The 17,331-nt window shown below is 62.6% G+C and carries 16 protein-coding genes; 8 read left to right on the top strand and 8 right to left on the bottom strand.

Translation table 11 applies throughout. The features are described from left to right. The first annotated feature begins 98 nt into the window (after positions 1 to 98). The 7 genes from TU79_RS09080 to TU79_RS09050 all read left to right on the top strand — a co-directional run bounded on the left by TU79_RS09080 (position 99) and on the right by TU79_RS09050 (position 7,115). Entirely contained in the window at positions 99 to 1,025 is a 927-nt protein-coding gene (locus TU79_RS09080; protein WP_057007682.1) for a glutamate/aspartate ABC transporter substrate-binding protein, read from the top strand. Between the two features lie 196 nt (positions 1,026 to 1,221). Continuing rightward, positions 1,222 to 1,968, top strand: coding sequence for an amino acid ABC transporter permease (locus TU79_RS09075; protein ID WP_053133475.1), 747 nt, complete (start codon positions 1,222 to 1,224; stop codon positions 1,966 to 1,968). Continuing rightward, entirely contained in the window at positions 1,968 to 2,639 is a 672-nt protein-coding gene (locus tag TU79_RS09070; RefSeq protein ID WP_053133478.1) for an amino acid ABC transporter permease, read from the top strand. The genes TU79_RS09075 and TU79_RS09070 overlap by 1 nt, the downstream gene beginning before the upstream one ends. After that, the gene (locus tag TU79_RS09065) at positions 2,636 to 3,370 is read left to right on the top strand and encodes an amino acid ABC transporter ATP-binding protein (RefSeq protein WP_003231449.1); all 735 of its coding nucleotides are present in this window, start codon (positions 2,636 to 2,638) and stop codon (positions 3,368 to 3,370) included. The genes TU79_RS09070 and TU79_RS09065 overlap by 4 nt, the downstream gene beginning before the upstream one ends. A gap of 171 nt (positions 3,371 to 3,541) precedes the next feature. Then, entirely contained in the window at positions 3,542 to 5,443 is a 1,902-nt protein-coding gene (gene aauS, locus TU79_RS09060; RefSeq protein ID WP_057007681.1) for a two-component sensor histidine kinase AauS, read from the top strand. Then, positions 5,440 to 6,777, top strand: a complete 1,338-nt coding sequence (aauR, locus tag TU79_RS09055; protein ID WP_057007680.1) for a two-component response regulator AauR — start codon at positions 5,440 to 5,442, stop codon at positions 6,775 to 6,777. Before aauS ends, aauR begins: the two co-directional genes overlap by 4 nt. A gap of 8 nt (positions 6,778 to 6,785) precedes the next feature. Further along, positions 6,786 to 7,115, top strand: a complete 330-nt coding sequence (locus tag TU79_RS09050) for a GlpM family protein (protein ID WP_173670288.1) — start codon at positions 6,786 to 6,788, stop codon at positions 7,113 to 7,115. A gap of 32 nt (positions 7,116 to 7,147) precedes the next feature. Here TU79_RS09050 and TU79_RS09045 read toward each other — a convergent pair whose 3' ends face one another. From TU79_RS09045 to TU79_RS09020, 6 genes are all read right to left on the bottom strand, one after another. Further along, the gene (locus TU79_RS09045) at positions 7,148 to 8,536 is read right to left on the bottom strand and encodes a sigma-54-dependent transcriptional regulator (protein ID WP_057007678.1); all 1,389 of its coding nucleotides are present in this window, start codon (positions 8,534 to 8,536) and stop codon (positions 7,148 to 7,150) included. Next, on the bottom strand, positions 8,526 to 10,304 hold the full coding sequence (locus TU79_RS09040; protein WP_057007677.1) for a sensor histidine kinase: 1,779 nt from the start codon (positions 10,302 to 10,304) through the stop codon (positions 8,526 to 8,528). Before TU79_RS09040 ends, TU79_RS09045 begins: the two co-directional genes overlap by 11 nt. Beyond that, positions 10,304 to 11,428, bottom strand: coding sequence for a GNAT family N-acetyltransferase (locus tag TU79_RS09035; protein ID WP_057007676.1), 1,125 nt, complete (start codon positions 11,426 to 11,428; stop codon positions 10,304 to 10,306). The genes TU79_RS09040 and TU79_RS09035 overlap by 1 nt, the downstream gene beginning before the upstream one ends. Before the next feature lie 92 nt (positions 11,429 to 11,520). After that, the gene (locus TU79_RS09030) at positions 11,521 to 12,399 is read right to left on the bottom strand and encodes an alpha/beta hydrolase (RefSeq protein WP_057007675.1); all 879 of its coding nucleotides are present in this window, start codon (positions 12,397 to 12,399) and stop codon (positions 11,521 to 11,523) included. Further along, positions 12,396 to 13,790 (bottom strand): aspartate aminotransferase family protein, encoded by a 1,395-nt coding sequence (locus TU79_RS09025; protein ID WP_057007674.1) that lies wholly within the window; start codon positions 13,788 to 13,790, stop codon positions 12,396 to 12,398. The genes TU79_RS09030 and TU79_RS09025 overlap by 4 nt, the downstream gene beginning before the upstream one ends. Then, positions 13,783 to 14,484: an MtnX-like HAD-IB family phosphatase gene (locus tag TU79_RS09020; RefSeq protein ID WP_057007673.1), complete on the bottom strand. Its 702-nt coding sequence runs from the start codon at positions 14,482 to 14,484 to the stop codon at positions 13,783 to 13,785. The genes TU79_RS09025 and TU79_RS09020 overlap by 8 nt, the downstream gene beginning before the upstream one ends. Positions 14,485 to 14,714: 230 nt before the next feature. Here TU79_RS09020 and TU79_RS09015 point away from each other — a divergent pair, with 230 nt between their 5' ends. Next, the gene (locus TU79_RS09015) at positions 14,715 to 15,476 is read left to right on the top strand and encodes a MipA/OmpV family protein (RefSeq protein WP_057007672.1); all 762 of its coding nucleotides are present in this window, start codon (positions 14,715 to 14,717) and stop codon (positions 15,474 to 15,476) included. A gap of 15 nt (positions 15,477 to 15,491) precedes the next feature. On the opposite strand, the gene TU79_RS09010 is transcribed toward TU79_RS09015, so the two are convergent. Continuing rightward, positions 15,492 to 16,145, bottom strand: a complete 654-nt coding sequence (locus TU79_RS09010) for a DsbA family oxidoreductase (RefSeq protein WP_057007671.1) — start codon at positions 16,143 to 16,145, stop codon at positions 15,492 to 15,494. A 53-nt stretch (positions 16,146 to 16,198) separates the two neighbouring features. After that, the gene (locus tag TU79_RS09005; protein ID WP_057007670.1) at positions 16,199 to 17,218 is read right to left on the bottom strand and encodes an alpha/beta fold hydrolase; all 1,020 of its coding nucleotides are present in this window, start codon (positions 17,216 to 17,218) and stop codon (positions 16,199 to 16,201) included. Between the last annotated feature and the right edge of the window lie 113 nt (positions 17,219 to 17,331).

Here is a 17,331-nt window from a genome sequence, read left to right as displayed (position 1 = left end):
GATTGCCCAGGGCCTCCCAGCAGCCGTTATGGGCATTCGCCGTACAAGAGAGCCGCCTATCCGGCTTCATAAAAAAAACAAATGTCGAGGAAGTATTGATGCGCATCGTTCCCCATATCCTGGGCGCAGCTATCGCTGCTGCTCTGATCAGCACTCCAGTGTTCGCCGCCGAACTCACCGGCACGCTGAAGAAAATCAACGACTCCGGCACCATCACTCTCGCGCACCGCGACAGCTCCATTCCGTTTTCCTACATCGCGGATGGTTCGGGCAAACCTGTGGGCTACTCCCACGACATTCAGCTGGCTATCGTTGAAGCCCTGAAAAAAGACCTGAACAAGCCCGACCTGAAGACCCGGTACAACCTGGTCACCTCGCAAACCCGTATCCCGCTGATCCAGAACGGCACTGCGGACCTGGAATGCGGCTCCACCACCAATAACGCCGAACGCGCCCAGCAAGTCGACTTCACCACCAACATCTTTGAAATCGGCACTCGCCTGCTGGTGAAGAAAGACAAGGATGGCAAGCCGTCCTACGCTGATTTCGCCGACCTCAAAGGCAAGAACGTCGTGACCACCGCCGGCACCACGTCCGAGCGCATCATCAAAGCGATGAACGCCGACAAGCAGATGGGCATGAACGTCATCTCCGCCAAGGACCACGGCGAATCCTTCCAGATGCTCGAAAGCGGTCGCGCCGTCGCGTTCATGATGGACGACGCCCTGCTGGCCGGTGAAGAAGCCAAGGCCAAGAAGCCGGATGACTGGGTCATCACCGGTACGCCACAGTCCTTCGAGGCCTATGCCTGCATGGTTCGCAAAGGCGACCCGGACTTCAAGAAAGCCGTGGATGACGCCATCGTCGGCCTGTTCAAATCCGGCGAGATCAACAAAATCTACAGCAAGTGGTTCGAAAGCCCGATCCCACCCAAAGGCCTGAACCTGAACTTCCCAATGAGTGACAAGGTTAAAGAGCTGATCGCCAACCCAAGCGACAAGCCGGCGCCCGACGTAAAAATCTGACACTGAACTAACCTTATCGCCTGAGGCGAGTTCACCCTCCCTCAGGCATCTGTTACTACCTGCTGGCAGTATTTTTGGAACACTCGACCTGGCGGTTTCCGAGCCGATCGCGTGTGCCTGGCGTTCAATGTCGGGCGGGAATGGACTTTCCCCAAGCGGGTGCTTGTACATCGATCGATTTCGAGGGGAGACCCTAATGAACTACAACTGGGACTGGGGCGTGTTCTTCAAGTCCACCGGCGTTGGCAGCGAGACCTATCTCGACTGGTACATCGCAGGCCTGGGCTGGACCATTGCCATCGCCGTCGTGGCATGGATTATCGCCTTGCTGCTGGGGTCCATTCTGGGCGTCATGCGCACCGTGCCAAATCGCCTCGTGGCGGGCATCGCGACCTGCTACGTGGAACTGTTTCGCAACGTGCCGCTGCTGGTTCAGCTGTTCATCTGGTATTTCCTGATACCCGACCTGCTGCCGCAAAACCTGCAGGACTGGTACAAACAGGACCTCAACCCGACCACCTCGGCCTACCTCAGCGTCGTCGTGTGCCTGGGCCTGTTCACCGCCGCCCGTGTGTGCGAGCAAGTGCGCACCGGTATCCAGGCGCTGCCACGCGGCCAGGAGTCCGCGGCCCGCGCCATGGGCTTCAAGCTGCCGCAGATCTACTGGAACGTGCTGCTGCCCCAGGCCTACCGCATCATCATTCCGCCGCTTACCTCCGAATTCCTCAACGTCTTCAAGAACTCCTCCGTGGCGTCCCTGATCGGCCTGATGGAACTGCTGGCGCAAACCAAACAGACCGCCGAATTCTCGGCCAACCTGTTTGAAGCCTTCACCCTGGCCACGCTGATCTACTTCACCCTGAACATGAGCCTGATGCTGCTGATGCGAGTGGTCGAGAAGAAAGTCGCAGTGCCCGGCCTGATCTCCGTGGGGGGCAAATAATGGAACTTGATTTCAGCGGTATCATCCCCGCCATCCCGGGTCTGTGGAACGGCATGCTCATGACCTTGCAGTTGATGGTCATGGGCGTCATCGGCGGCATCGCGCTGGGTACGGTGCTGGCGCTGATGCGCCTGTCGTCGAGCAAACTGCTGTCGCGTGTGGCCGGCGCCTACGTGAACTACTTCCGCTCGATCCCGCTGCTGCTGGTGATCACCTGGTTCTACCTGGCGGTGCCCTTCGTGCTGCGCTGGATCACCGGCGAAGACACACCGATTGGCGCATTCACCTCCTGCGTCGTGGCCTTCATGATGTTCGAAGCCGCGTACTTCTGCGAAATCGTGCGGGCCGGCGTGCAGTCGATCCCCAAGGGCCAGATGGCCGCCGCGCAAGCAATGGGCATGACCTACGGCCAGACCATGCGCCTGATCATCCTGCCCCAGGCGTTCCGCAAGATGACCCCGTTGCTGCTGCAACAGTCGATCATCCTGTTCCAGGACACCTCGCTGGTCTACACCGTGGGCCTGGTGGACTTCCTCAACTCCGCCCGCTCCAACGGCGACATCATCGGCCGCTCCAATGAGTTCCTGATCTTCGCCGGTGTCGTCTACTTCATCATCAGCTTTTCCGCCTCGCTGCTGGTCAAGCGTCTGCAAAAAAGGTTTGCCGTATGATCTCTATCAAGAACATCAACAAGTGGTATGGCGACTTCCAGGTGCTGACCGATTGCAGCACCGAGGTTAAAAAAGGCGAAGTGATCGTGGTGTGCGGGCCGTCCGGCTCGGGCAAATCCACCCTGATCAAATGCGTAAACGCACTGGAACCGTTCCAGAAGGGCGACGTGGTCGTCGACGGCACCTCCATTGCCGACCCGAAGACCAACCTGCCCAAACTGCGCTCGCGGGTGGGCATGGTGTTCCAGCACTTCGAGCTGTTCCCACACCTCACCATCACCGAAAACCTGACCATCGCACAGATCAAGGTACTGGGCCGCAGCAAGGAAGAGGCCACCCAAAAGGGCCTGCAATTGCTTGAGCGGGTCGGCCTGTCGGCACATGCCCACAAACACCCGGGCCAGTTGTCCGGCGGGCAACAGCAACGTGTGGCGATTGCCCGCGCGCTGGCCATGGACCCGATCGTCATGCTGTTCGACGAACCGACCTCGGCCCTTGACCCGGAAATGGTCAACGAAGTGCTCGACGTGATGGTGCAACTGGCGCAGGAAGGCATGACCATGATGTGCGTGACCCACGAAATGGGTTTCGCACGCAAAGTGGCCGACCGCGTGATATTCATGGACGCGGGCAAGATCATCGAAGACTGCCCGAAAGAGGAATTCTTCGGCGACATCAGCGCCCGCTCCGAACGCGCGCAGCACTTCCTCGAGAAAATCCTGCAGCACTAAGTACTACAGAGCTCCCACTGTAGAAACCGGGCCAATGTGGGAGGGGGCTTGCCCCCAATAGCGGTGGATCAGTGACAAATGTATCAACTGACAGACTGCTATCGGGAGCAAGCCCCCTCCCACACCGAACCTCACAGGCTGGCAAGCGCTGGTTGACCCAAGGCATCTGTGATGAAATGCGACCCCAACCAATTTCGCGCCGCACCGCCATCACTTGCCGTGAAACCTCGTCTGATACGCCAACTGTTCCTGCCGCCACTGGTCGTCGCCCTGATGATCGGCCTGGGTTTCATCGGCTTCTGGATCAGTGAGTACTATGGCATCCGCACCCTCAGCGACACCGGTGAACGCCAGCTTGAGCTGCACGCACGCACGGTCGAGAGTGAACTGGGCAAATACACCTACCTGCCCAGCCTGCTGGAGCTGGAATCCAGCGTGTCCAAACTGCTGGCCGAGCCAAACCAGGAAACCCGCAAGACCGTCAACGATTACCTCGAAGGCCTGAACCGACGCAGCCGCAGTCGGGCCATCTACGTGATGGACACCACCGGCCGTGTGCTGGCCACCAGTAACTGGCGCGATGCCGACAGTTACCAGGGTGAAGACCTGTCCTTTCGCGCCTACTTCCAGAATGCCGTGCGCGGTCAGCCCGGGCGCTTCTACGGTATCGGCAGCACCAATGGCGAACCCGGCTACTACCTGGCCCACGGCCTGGAAGAGCACGGCAAGATCATTGGCGTGGCCGTGGTCAAGGTGCGCCTCGAAGCCCTGGAAGAACGCTGGCAGCGCGCGCGTCTCGAAGCGTTCGTCAGCGACGAGAACGGCATCATCATCCTCTCCAGCGACCCCGCCCGGCGCCTCAAGGCCGTACGCCCACTGAGCGATGACACCCGCGACCGCCTGGCCCACAGCCTGCAATATTACTGGGCGACGCTGAACGAACTCGAACCCCTGGCCCGCGAACGCCTGAACGAGGTCAGCGAAAAACTGACCTTCCCGGCCAACAGCGAGGTGGTCAACGACGCCCACGAGGTGAGCTACCTGGCGCAAACCCGCCCGCTCTTCGATACGCCGTGGAATTTCACCCTGCTCACCCCGCTCAACGACCTGCGCCGCGCCGCGATCAACCAGGGCATCCTGGTCGCCGTCGCCTTCGGGCTGGTGGCGTTCCTGCTGATCGCCTGGAACGAGCGGCGCAAAGTGATCGCCACCCGCCTCGCCGCGCGGGAGGCTTTGCAGGAAGCCAACAGCCAGCTGGAGCGGCGGATCGCCGAGCGCACCACCGACCTGCGCGCCAGCAATGAGCGGCTCAAGGGCCAGATTCGCGAGCGCCGACAGGCCGAAGAAACCCTGCGCCGCGCCCAGGACGAACTGGTGCAGGCCGGCAAGCTGGCGGCCATCGGCCAGATGTCCACCAGCATCGCCCACGAACTGAACCAGCCCCTGGCCGCGCTGCGCACCTTGTCCGGCAACACCGTGCGCTTCCTCGAACGCGGCGCGCTGGACACCGCCAGCGCCAACCTCAAGACCATCAACGAACTGATCGACCGCATGGGCCGCATCACCGCCAGCCTGCGCTCATTTGCCCGGCGCGGCGATGACCAGAGCCAGGCCAGCCTCACCACGGCGGTGGACGCCGCGTTCCAGGTACTGGGCGCGCGCCTGGACGGCCTGCCGCTCAGCGTTCACCGTGACTTCGCCGCCGTGCAGTTGCAGATCGACCAGACACGCCTGGAGCAGATCCTGGTCAACCTGATCGGCAACGCCCTGGATGCCATGCAAGCCCAACCGGCGCCGGAACTGTGGCTGGAAGGCAGCAGCAGCGACGGCAGATACCGCCTGCGGGTGCGCGACAACGGCCACGGCGTCGATGCCGAGGCGCGCAAGCATTTGTTCGAACCGTTCTTCACCACCAAACCCGGCGAGCAGGGCCTTGGCCTGGGCCTGACCCTGTCGGCCAGCCTCGCGGCGGCCACCGGCGGCAACCTTGCCGTGGAACACCCGGCCGATGGTGGTACGGCCTTTGTCCTGAGCCTGCCGCTGGCGGGCGCTCAACCCACTGAGTCGACATGAATATCACGCCCCAAGACCTCACCGTGCTGATCGTCGAAGACGACCCCCATGTGCTGCTCGGCTGCCAGCAGGCCCTGGCGCTGGAAGACATTCCCAGTGTCGGCGTGGGCAGCGCCGAAGAAGCACTCAAGCGCATCGGCGAGCACTTTGCCGGCATCGTCATCAGCGACATTCGCCTGCCGGGCATCGACGGGCTGGAACTGCTGACCCGCCTCAAGGCGCTGGATAAAAGCCTGCCGGTGGTGCTGATCACCGGGCATGGCGACATCGCCATGGCGGTCGACGCCATGCGCAATGGCGCCTACGACTTCATGGAGAAACCCTTCTCCCCCGAACGCCTGGTCGACGTCGCCCGTCGCGCCCTGGAGCAGCGCGCGCTGGCGCGCGAGGTCTGGGCGTTGCGTCGCCAACTGGCCGAGCGCGATTCGCTGGAAGGCCGCATCATCGGGCGCTCGCAAGCGATGCAGAACCTGCGCGACCTGATTGCCAACGTCGCCGACACCTCGGCCAACGTGCTGATCGAAGGCGAGACCGGCACCGGCAAGGAACTGGTCGCGCGTTGCCTGCATGATTTCAGCCGCCGCCATTCCCACCCGTTCGTCGCGCTCAACTGCGGCGGCCTGCCGGAGAACCTGTTCGAAAGCGAGATTTTCGGCCACGAAGCCAATGCCTTCACCGGCGCGGGCAAACGCCGCATCGGCAAGATCGAACACGCCCATCAGGGCACGCTGTTCCTCGATGAAGTGGAAAGCATGCCGATCAACCTGCAGATCAAGTTGCTGCGGGTGTTGCAGGAGCGCACCCTCGAACGCCTGGGCTCGAACCAGAGCGTGGCGGTGGATTGCCGGGTGATCGCCGCCACCAAGTCCGACCTCGATGAACTGAGCCGCGCCAGCCAGTTCCGCAGCGACCTGTACTACCGGCTCAACGTGGTCACCCTGGAACTGCCGCCACTGCGCGAGCGTCGCGAAGACATCCTGCAACTGTTCGAACACTTTTTGCAGCAGTCATCCCTGCGCTTCGACCGCAGCGTGCCGGACCTCGACAATCAGACCCTGTCGAGCCTGATGAGCCACGACTGGCCGGGCAATGTGCGCGAGCTGCGCAACGTTGCCGAACGCTTCGCCCTGGGTCTGCCGGCCTTCAAAAAGCCCGGCGCGGGCGGCAGCAACCATGGGCTGGCCTTCACCGAAGCGGTGGAAGCCTTCGAGCGCAACCTGCTCGCCGATGCCCTGCAGCGCAGCGGCGGCAACCTGACCCAGGCCAGCCAGGAACTGGGGATGGCCAAGACCACGCTGTTCGACAAAGTCAAAAAATACGGATTGAGCCACTGATGGATCTACTGTTGAAGGCCGCCCTGGGCGCGGCGGTGGTGTTGATCCTCGCCGCGCTGGCCAAGACCCGAAACTATTACATCGCAGGCCTGGTGCCGCTGTTCCCGACCTTTGCGCTGATCGCCCACTACATCGTCGGCAAGGGCCGGTCGGTGGACGACTTGAAGACCACCATCCTGTTCGGGATGTGGTCGATCATTCCGTATTTCGTGTATTTGGCCACGCTGTACGTGATGGTGGATCGGATGCGTCTTGAAGCGTCACTGGCCGTCGCCACTGTCGCCTGGCTGATGGCGGCGACGCTGCTGGTGAGCGTATGGGTCAGGGTTCACACCTGACACACTGCGGTCAACCAGGTGGGAAATCCATCTCAGCGCACTATTTTGTCCACCTGAATCCCCAGCTTCTTCAGCCGATACCAGAAGCTCCTCTCGGAAATCCCGATCTTCGCCGCGGCTGCGGCCTGCACGCCATTGCTCTCGTGCAACGCGGCCAGAATGTAGCCCTTCTCCACCTCCGCCAACGCCGCATCCAGATCCTGGGGCACACCCGGACCGTCGCTGCGCGGCACCGTCTCGGCGGGCCTGGAGGCATACAGGTAACCCGGCAGGTCGATATCTTCGATCACAGGCGATGCCGCCACAATCGTCGCCCGCTCGACGCAGTTCTGCAGCTCACGAATGTTGCCCGGCCAGTGATACGCCGCCATCGCCTGCAACGCCTCGGGGCTGAAGCCGGTGATGCGCTTGCCGGCGGTCGCGCTGATGGTGTGGGCGAAGTGGCGGGCCAGCGGCACGATGTCTTCTGCGCGGTCGCGCAGCGCCGGCAGCGGAATCGGGAAGACGTTGAGGCGGTAATACAGGTCTTCGCGAAATTCTTTCCTGGCCACCGCCTCCAGCAGGTTTTTATTGGTGGCGGCAATCACCCGCACATCCACCTTGCGCTCGCGCGGATCGCCCACCGGCTCGATCACCCGTTCCTGCAAGGCACGCAGGATCTTGGCCTGCAACGCCAGGGGCATGTCGCCCACTTCGTCGAGGAACAGCGTGCCCTTGTCGGCCTGCATGAAGCGCCCGACCCGGTCCGCCACGGCGCCGGTGAAGGCGCCCTTGCGATGGCCGAACATCTCGCTTTCCAGCAGGCCTTCGGGAATGGCCGCGCAATTGACCGCCACGAAGGGCTTGTCCGCACGGCTGCCGTGCTTGTGGATGGCGCGGGCGACCATTTCCTTGCCGGTGCCGCTTTCGCCGGTCAGCAGGATGGTCGCGGTGCTGTCGCGCACCGAATCCACCGCTTGCAGCACCTGGCGAAACGCCGGGCTGTCGCCCACCAGGCTGTCGAACTGGGCGTGTTCGTCCAGCTCGGCGCGCAGGCGCGCGTTGTCGCGGGTGATATCACGAAACTGCAGGGCCTTGGCCACGGTGATGTCCAGCTCGTCAATATCGAACGGCTTGGCGATGTAGTCGTAGGCACCGTTGCGCATCGACTGCACGGCGTTTTTGACGGTGCTGTAGGCGGTCATCACGATCACCGGCACGTGCGGGTAGCGCACACGGATTTCGGCCAGCAGCGCCGGGCCGTCCATGCCCGGCATGCGCCAGTCACTGATCACCAGGTCGACGTCTTCCTGTTCCAATACCTTGAGCGCGTGCAGGCCGTTGCCCGCCGTGAACACCTGGATGCCGCTCTGGCTCAGGGCGGATGACAGCAGGTCACAGAGCTTGGGCTCGTCGTCGACCACCAATACGTTATGCGTCATGACCTTCCTCATCGTCGCCGTCGTCTTCACCGTCAGCCGGAATGTACAGGCTGAAGGTGGCGCCGGCATCTTTCTCGCTGGTGCACTCGATGCTGCCGTCGTGACTTTCCATGATCGAATAGACTTTGGCCAGGCCCAGGCCCGTGCCCGACGCCTTGGTGGTGACAAAGGGCGTGAAGATGCGCTCGATCATATCCGCCGCAATGCCCTGCCCGGTGTCGGTGATGCTGATCACCGTATTGCCGCCCTGGCTGCGAATGCCCAGGGTCAGGCGGCCACCGTCGGGCATCGCGTCGATGGCGTTGAGGATCAGATTGAGGCAGGCCTGCTTGAGCTGCTTGGCATCGGCGTACAGGGTCGCGCCGGGCGCCTGGTCGTCGATGCGCGCATCGATGTTGTGGGTGGTCAGTTCCGGGCTGCAAAAGCCGAGGATTTCCTCCACCAGCGGGCGTGCCGCCTGGTGCACCCGCAGCGGCGGGTTAGGCTTGGCGAAATCGAGAAACTCGGTGATCAGCTCATTGATACGGCTGACTTCGTTGATCACGTATTCCAGGTGGCGCTTGTCGCTGTCCGGCAGGTCGACACGGCGGTGCAGCAGTTGGGTGGCGGTCTTGATGATGCCCAGCGGGTTGCGGATTTCGTGGGCCAGGCCCATGGCGACCTCGCCCAGGGCATGCAGCCGGTCACGCCGGCGCAACTGGGCTTCGAGGTGGTGCAACTCGCCCAGGCGCTCGGTCATGTGGTTGAAGGTGCTGCTCAATTGCGCCAGTTCGTCGCCGCCGCTGGTCCGCACCCGGTGCTGATAATCCCCGGCGATCACTGCATCGACGCCCTCGGACAGGTCGCGCAGCGGCCGGGTCAGGCGCCGCGACACCAGCACACCGGCGACCAGCGACAGCGCCGAACTCAGCAGGAAAATCAGCACGAACAAATTGCTCTGGTTGACCAGCCCCACCAGGCTGGTATGACGCAGCAACCCACTGAAGATCACGCCCTGCAGTTCGCCGGCGTCATTGAAGATCGGCCAGTACAGGCCGCTGTAGTTGCTGGTGAACTGCTCGCTCGGCTGGCGGCTGGCGCGCATGGCCGTTTCGATATTGGCCGGGATGCGCAACGGATGATCGTCGAAGCGCTGGGTCGAGAATATTTCCGAAAAGCCCTCCGGGTTGGCCAGGTACAGGCGCAGGTCGAGGGAATGCACGTCGGCCACGCTGGTGAGGAAACTGCTGTCCAGGTAGGTGGCCACCAGCAACTGGTAATCCACGCCATCGCGATTGGTTTCGAAGGTCGACACCACCAGGCCGGTCATCACGCCGGCCACCTTGACGGTTTGCAGCACTGCCTTGCTGGTGAGGTTGATCTGCCTGACCACGTCTTCGGACGCGGTGCTGAACACCACCTTCTGGTCGCTGCTGCGGATCAGCGCGACCACATCGATATCGGTGGCATCGGCAATGTCGGCGGTCAGCCGGTCGTGCCGCGCCGCCTGCGGGCTCGACGGCGGGCTGGTGTAGCGCAGGAACAGCTTGGCCATGCGCGCGTTGTCGTGAAGGATATCGCCAATCTCGTCCTTGACGATCTTGGTCGACTCCTGCAGCCAGATGCGCACGTTGCTGTCGAAAATCTGCGACAGCGTGGTCGCGGCCAGCTCGGCGGCAATCATGGTTGGAATCACGCTGACCAGCCAGAACGCGAGCACCAGCTTGCGCTGGACGCTCCAGCGCGAAATGGCAAATGGACGGGCTTTCTGGCGGGTCTTGTTGATCATCAGGTTTCGCTTATCACAGCAGCCATGGCAGGGTCGGAACGGTCCGGTCGCAGAAACGCTTTCACCAGGTTGAGCAGCACGTTGACCACCCGATTGCGATGGCGAAAGAACAAATGTCTGCCCTGGAACTCGCAACCCAGGCGCAGTTTACTGGCATAGCCTTCCTGACCGCACTCATAGAGCGGGATCCGGTGCGCAATACAATAGTCGACATTGGTCAGCCAACTGCGAAAGTACAGGTTGTACTCGCGACCGAATGCACTGTCATGCCCAAAAAACTTGTCGATCAGGCGATGCTCGTCCACCAGGATCAGGTTGAACGCCGCCAGGTGGTCGCCCACCCAGTACAGTACGCACACCGCCCGCCCCTGCATCCGTTCAAGCAGTCCGGTGAAGTAGCTGGCCGGCAGGCGCTCGAATTGCAGGTCGGCACGGCTGAGCGTGGCATCGTACAGGCGCATGACCTCGGGCAGTACGTCATCGATGTTGTGCCGCCACTCCAGGCGCGGCCCCGGCGCCCGCAGCTTGCGGCGCAGGTCCTTGCGGGTCGACTTGCACAACGAGCCGAGGTAGGCGTCCACCGAGCCGTAGGGCACCTTCAACACGCCGCCGGGCAGGCCCGGCATGCTTTTGAAACCTGCGCTGCGGCAACTGGCGGCCCATTGCGAATCCTGTGAAGCAACGTCCTTGACCGCCACCAGGCTGATGCCGAACTCACTGGCATCCTGGCGCGCGGCCTTGATCAACTGCTTGAGCAACAGCGGGCGCCTTGCCGGCGGCACGCGGCTGGCAATGCCTGCGTCACAGCGCTCGGCCATCGGCGAACCGATGGCGTACAGCGGCAATTGCAAAACACCTGGCCACAGTCGCTCCAGGCGTTCGGTAAACCGCTTGCCGGCGCCCGATACCGTGGTGTCGAGGCGATATCGGGTGATGAACGCAGCCGCCACCGCCACCAGCGTGCCGTCCTCATAGACCGCCAGGTAGCGCCATGTGAAATCGGCAATGGCGGCGTTTTCCACCACCACGTAATAGTCCCAATCCTCCAGCGCCCCCGGAAAACAGTCGTTCCAGGCACTGCGCTGGATGGCCCGGATGGTCGAGAAGGCTTGCGTGGTGATCACGGATTTCCCTTATTTGTGTACTGAGCACCGAACCCATGTGGGAGCTGGATTGCCTGCGATACAGGCCTCCCGGTGGATCAGGCAGACCGCTGTCATGCAATCGCAGGCAAGCCAGCTCCCACATTGACCAGGCTGGTTTTGATGGCCGTGTGTTGTTCAACGAACCGGGCACTCAACTCGATCACCCGCCGGTATTGCAGGTCGACGGTGATCATGTGGTAGCAGTTGTCCAGCAGGATCTTGGTCACCGGGCCGCCGAGGTGACGTTCCACGTAGTCGGCGTTCCAGCGGCTGGTGATGTCGTCCTCGATGGAATGCAGCACCAGCGCCGGCACCATCACTTCGCGCATGCGCTTTTTGACCACGGCGTTCAGGCGGTGCAGCTCGCGCACCGTGATGCCCTCCATGGTCAGCAGGCCGGCCTCGCTGCTCTCCCCTTCCTTCATCTGGCGTTCCACGATAGCCCGCAGGCGTTCGTTCTTGATGCCGTACGGCGGCTTCTCTTCGAAGCGACAGACATGCACGCCGAACGGAATCTTCATCAGCAACGGCGACAGAAACGCCAGCTTGCTGATGCTCCAGCCGTCGTACTTCAGGGTGGTGGAATACATCAACAGCCCCGCCACCTGCCCTGGGTGCTCGGCGGCCACGTACATCGACATCACCGCCCCCATGGACAGGCCGCCGACAAACACCTGCGCATGCCGCTGTTTGATCTGTACGAAAGCCTTGCGCACCCCTTCGTACCAGTCGCGCCAGCCGGTCGCCTGCAGGTCGCTGTTGTCACCGCAGTGCCCGGCCAGCGTCGGCACGTACACCGTGCAATGACCGGCCTTGACCAGGCCCTTGGCGACCTGGCGCAATTCCGTCGGGGTGCCGGTCAGGCCGTGGATCAACAGGATCCCGACCGGCCCTTCACCGAGAACGAAGCCGGCAGTACCTTCGCCGAGGTCGATCCCTGCGCCGTTCACCGGTGGGTGGCCCGCACCAGTAGTTGCTCGAGCAGCTTGAGACCCAGGTCGATTTCCGGGTAGCTGATTTCCAGCGACGGTGCCAGGGTGATCACGTTCTTGTAGTAGCCGCCCACGTCGAGAATCAAACCGAGTTTGCGGCCGTCCACCACCATGTCGCCCTTCATGCCTTCCTCGACCATGTAGTCCAGGGTCGCCTTGTCCGGGGTGAAGCCGTCCGGGCCGCAGATCTCGCAGCGCAGCGCCAGGCCCAGGCCATCGACGTCGCCGATGATCGGGAAACGCTTCTGCAAGTCCTGCAAGCCTTCGAGGAAGTATTTGCCCTTGTTCATGACCATGGCGCCGTAGTCGACTTCATTGGTCATCTTGAACATTTCCAGGCCCACCGCCGTGCCCAGCGGGTTGGAGGCGAAGGTGGAGTGGGTGGAACCCGGCGGGAAGATCTTCGGGTTGATCAACTCTTCACGGGCCCAGATGCCGCCCAGCGGGTTGAGGCCGTTGGTCAGCGCCTTACCGAACACGATCACGTCCGGCTGCACGTCGAAGTGCTCGATGGACCACAGTTTGCCGGTGCGGTAGAAGCCCATCTGGATTTCGTCGGACACCATGAGGATGCCGTGCTGATCCAGCACATGCTTGAGCTCGCGGTAGAAGTTCATCGGCGGGATTACGTAGCCGCCGGTGCCCTGGATCGGCTCGACGTAGAACGCCGCGTATTCGCACTGGTTGGTTTTCGGGTCCCAGACACCGTTGTATTCGGTCTCGAACAAACGTGCGAATTGCTGCACGCAGTGGCTGCCGTACTCTTCCTTGGTCATGCCCTTGGGGCCACGGAAGTGGTACGGAAACGGGATGAAGTTGGCGCGCTCGCCAAAATGGCCGTAGCGGCGACGGTAGCGGAAGCTGGAGGTGATCGACGAGGCGCCGAGGGTGCGCCCGTGGTAGCCGCCTTCGAAGGCGAACATCAGGCTTTTGCCGTTGGAGGCGTTACGCACCACTTTCAACGAGTCTTCGATGGACTGCGAGCCGCCGACGTTGAAGTGCACGCGACCGTCGAGGCCGAACTTCTTCTTGGCGTCGACCGCGATCATTTCCGACAGCTCGATCTTGCCCTTGTGCAGGTACTGGCTGGCGATTTGCGGCAGGGTGTCGATCTGTTGCTTCAACGCGTTGTTCAGGCGCGGGTTGGCGTAGCCGAAGTTCACCGCCGAGTACCACATCTGCAGGTCGAGGTAGGCCTGGTCTTCGGTGTCCCACACGTAGGAGCCTTCGCAGCGGCTGAAAATGCGCGGCGGCTCGATGTAGTGAACGGTGTCGCCGTAGGAGCAGTACTTGGCTTCTTTATCCAGAAGGATCTGGTCTTCGGCGGTGGCGATACGGATATCAGACATGGTGGAAGAGTTCCTGGTTGTCGGCAGCAGTAAAAGAGGTGGCGTTGGCCGCGATGCCCTGGGGCAGTTGCGCGAGCAACGCGGGCATTTCGGCAAAGGTGTCGAAGCGCGCATGAGGAATCTGGTGGGCGACGCAGTAGTCGGCGAGGCTGCCCTTGGCAAACACGAAGTCGGCGGTGGCGGCCACGCACATGTCGGACTTGCCGTCGCCGATCACCAGCACGCGCTTGTTGCCCGGCGTGGACTTGCACTTGCAGTTGCCGGAGGCGGCGCGGCAGGCGTCGCTTGAGTAAGGGAAGTCGATGCGCCAGCTGTTCTGGTCGACCTGGCGCAGGCGGTTGGCGAGAATCGGCAACAGGGTCACGTAGTTGCGCGACAGGATGCGCGCGATGCCCTGCTCGATGCCGTCGCTGACCACTTCGATGGTCGCACCCAGGCCCATGACGTGATCGACGAAATCCGGGAAGTCCGGGTCGATTTCGACACTGTCGAAGTACGCCAGCAGCTCGGCGGGCGTGGCCTTGATCAGCGCCAGTTGGCGGCTCAGGCATTCGCGTGAACCGATGTGTCCGTCCAGCCATTCCTGTTCGATGGTTTCCCACTCCGGCCCGGCGAAGCGTTGGAGGACGTTGTCGATGACGTCGGTGGGGGTGATGGTCCCGTCGAAGTCACACACGATATGCCAGTGGATCATCTGCGTCGTACCTTGTGAGAGCGCGCTCTGTGCGCTTGCACCAGGGATAGAGCAGGGAGTGTGCCAAGTGAACAAAACCCAACGGGGCCGGGCTTTCGGCGGATTTCGGCGAGGGTTTTGTACCCGGCAAGCTACAATTTTTGTAGCTTGCTACAAACAAGATGAGTGCTTGCGCCGGGGCTGCCCTTCGCGCGTGAATGCGCGCATGTTCCGATCAAGGAGTGCGCACCATGCGCCAGGTTACGACAGCTGTATTGGCCGGTTTATCGTGGGTGTTTTCCAGCGCGGTGCTGGCCGCCGGCATCAGCGGTGAAGTCGGCGCGGGCCTCGCCTATCAACCCCACGACCCCAGCGGCAACCACTATGAGGCGCGTCCAGTGCCCTACTTTGACCTGGACTGGGGCACGCTCAGCCTGGACACCGATGACGGCCTGACCTGGCGCGCACTCAACAGCCAGGGCGTCAGCGCCGGCCCCTATGTCAATTACCTGCAGGGCCGGGAAAGCAATGGCGCGTTGCGCGGCCTGCGCAATGTGCCGGACATGGCCGAAATCGGCGGCTTCGTCCAGTACGCGCCGGCCGATTTCTGGCGTGTGTATGCGCAAGTGGGCCAGGCCGTCGGCGGCGGTCACGAACAGGGTGGCGTGCTCGGCAAGCTTGGCGGCGAACTGGGCTACCCGCTGGGCGGCGTCATCGGCAGCACCGGCCTGATGGCGCACTTTGCCGACGCGCGTCAGACGCAGACCTTTTTCGGCGTGGACGCCCGCGAGTCGGCCGCTTCAGGGATCCGCGCCTATAACGCCAGCGCGGGGTTCCAGAACCTCACGCTGACCCAGAGCTTCGAATTCCCCCTGGCCGCACACTGGTCGCTGCTGACCAGCGCCAGCTGGGTGCACCTGGTCGGCTCGGCGGCCAACAGCAGCCTCGTCAAGCAAGCCGGGCATGTGAACCAGGGCCAGTTGCAGACGGCGATCAGCTATAAATTCGACTGACCGCCGCCCAAAGGCTCAGCCCTTGGCTTCCTGGATGATCTGGCGAATCGCCCCGACGAAGGCTTCGGCCGGCTGGCCGCCGCTGACGGCGTACTGGTCGTTGAACACGATGGTCGGCACCGAGGTCACGCCACGGGAGATCCACAGCTGCTCCTGCTCGCGCACCTCGGCGGCGTACTCGTCGCTGGCGAGAATCTCGGCCGCGCGCTGCACGTCCAGGCCGACGCTCTCGGCGATGATCGCCAGGGTGGCGGGGTCGGACGGGTCCTGGCCATCGCTGAAGTAAGCCTTGAACAGCGCCTCCTTGAGGTTGTACTGCAAGCCTTCAAGGCCGGCCCAATGCAGCAGGCGGTGGGCGTCGAAGGTGTTGTAGATACGGCTCTGGCCATCGGTGCGAAAGGCAAAACCCAACGCGGCGCCCATGTCGCGGATACGCGCGCGGTTGGCCTGGGATTCTTCGGCGCTGGAGCCGTATTTTTCAGTGATGTGTTCGACGATGTTCTGCCCGATGGCAGGCATGTTCGGGTTGAGTTCGAACGGCTGGAAATGAATCTCGGCCTGCACCTCGGCACCGAGCTGGTCCAATGCGTCGGTCAGGCCGCGCAGGCCGATGATGCACCAGGGGCAGGACACGTCGCTGACGAAATCGATTTTCAGGGGAGTACTCATGACTGGCAACCTCGTAGGCAAATGTGCCGCAAAGATTGCACGATACACCAATGTCACAGCACCTTCGAAGGCGCCACCGCATCGATCTGCGCCCAGTGCGCCGCCTCTTCGCGATGGGCTTGCAGGTACGGCAGCACCGCCGCCAGCAACGGCGCCTTGAACGCTTCCTGAAAACGATGGGCCAGGCCCGGAATCAGCTTCAACTGGCTGCCCTGGATATGCGCGGCCAGGTGAATGCCATGCATCACCGGCAACAGCGGGTCGGCGGTGCCGTGCACCACCAGCGTAGGCACGCGCAGCTGGTTGAGCAACGGCACGCGGCTCGGTTCGGCGAGGATGGCCATGATCTGGCGCTTGACGCCGTCCGGGTTGAAAGCGCGGTCGTAGGACAGTGCCGCCTGATGCAGCAACACCTGGCGATCGTCTTTCACGTTCGGGCTGCCCAGGGCCGCGAGCAGATCCGCCTGCTGCTCCAGCGCCACTTCGCGGTTGGGCGCACTGCGCCGCGCCAACAGTTGCACCAACGCCGCGTTCGGCGCCGGCAGGCCTTCGGCGCCGGAACTGGTCATGATCAGCGTAAGGCTTTCCACCCGTTGCGGCGCCATGGCCGCCAGGTGCTGGGCGATCATGCCGCCCATGCTCGCGCCGAGTACGTGAAATTGCCGGACCTGCAAGGCGTCCATCAGGCCCAGGGCGTCATCGGCCATGTCGGTCAGCGTATAAGGCGCCGACACCGGCAGGCCGAGCTTGTAGCGCAGCACCTCGAAGGTCAGGTTGGCGCTGGCCGGCGCCTGGCGCCAGGTGGACAGACCGACGTCACGGTTGTCATAGCGGATCACCCGAAAACCTTGCTCGCACAGGGCGACTACCACTTCGTCAGGCCAGTGGATCAACTGCCCGCCCAGGCCCATCACCAGCAGCAAGGCAGGGTCGGACGCGCGGCCGATGCTCTGGTAGGCGATGCTCACCTGCGCCAGGTCGACGGTTTGGGTCGGAACATTGACATCACATCGAGACGCCGCAAAAGACGGCAGGCCGAATAAAAGAGCGGCCAGTAAAAGCAACACACGCATGGAAAACACCGAAACGCAGAACCCCAGTAGAGCGCGAGTCTGATGAAGTTTGTTCAAGCGCGCTGCCACACTTGCATGACAGTTTGATGAAGAGTGCCCAGTGGTCAAATTCG

The sequence above is a fragment of the Pseudomonas trivialis genome (genome assembly GCF_001439805.1).
Lineage (GTDB): Bacteria > Pseudomonadota > Gammaproteobacteria > Pseudomonadales > Pseudomonadaceae > Aquipseudomonas > Aquipseudomonas trivialis.
This window is presented reverse-complemented; position numbering and strand designations above follow the sequence as displayed.

Bases quoted from the DNA above. Each gene is read 5' to 3' on its own strand.
- TU79_RS09080 (WP_057007682.1), top strand. From the start codon at position 99: ATGCGCATCGTTCCCCATATCCTGGGCGCAGCTATCGCTGCTGCTCTG.
- TU79_RS09075 (WP_053133475.1), top strand. From the start codon at position 1,222: ATGAACTACAACTGGGACTGGGGCGTGTTCTTCAAGTCCACCGGCGTT.
- TU79_RS09070 (WP_053133478.1), top strand. From the start codon at position 1,968: ATGGAACTTGATTTCAGCGGTATCATCCCCGCCATCCCGGGTCTGTGG.
- TU79_RS09065 (WP_003231449.1), top strand. From the start codon at position 2,636: ATGATCTCTATCAAGAACATCAACAAGTGGTATGGCGACTTCCAGGTG.
- aauS (WP_057007681.1), top strand. From the start codon at position 3,542: ATGAAATGCGACCCCAACCAATTTCGCGCCGCACCGCCATCACTTGCC.
- aauR (WP_057007680.1), top strand. From the start codon at position 5,440: ATGAATATCACGCCCCAAGACCTCACCGTGCTGATCGTCGAAGACGAC.
- TU79_RS09045 (WP_057007678.1), bottom strand. From the start codon at position 8,536: ATGACGCATAACGTATTGGTGGTCGACGACGAGCCCAAGCTCTGTGAC.
- TU79_RS09040 (WP_057007677.1), bottom strand. From the start codon at position 10,304: ATGATCAACAAGACCCGCCAGAAAGCCCGTCCATTTGCCATTTCGCGC.
- TU79_RS09025 (WP_057007674.1), bottom strand. From the start codon at position 13,790: ATGTCTGATATCCGTATCGCCACCGCCGAAGACCAGATCCTTCTGGAT.
- TU79_RS09020 (WP_057007673.1), bottom strand. From the start codon at position 14,484: ATGATCCACTGGCATATCGTGTGTGACTTCGACGGGACCATCACCCCC.
- TU79_RS09015 (WP_057007672.1), top strand. From the start codon at position 14,715: ATGCGCCAGGTTACGACAGCTGTATTGGCCGGTTTATCGTGGGTGTTT.
- TU79_RS09010 (WP_057007671.1), bottom strand. From the start codon at position 16,145: ATGAGTACTCCCCTGAAAATCGATTTCGTCAGCGACGTGTCCTGCCCC.
- TU79_RS09005 (WP_057007670.1), bottom strand. From the start codon at position 17,218: ATGCGTGTGTTGCTTTTACTGGCCGCTCTTTTATTCGGCCTGCCGTCT.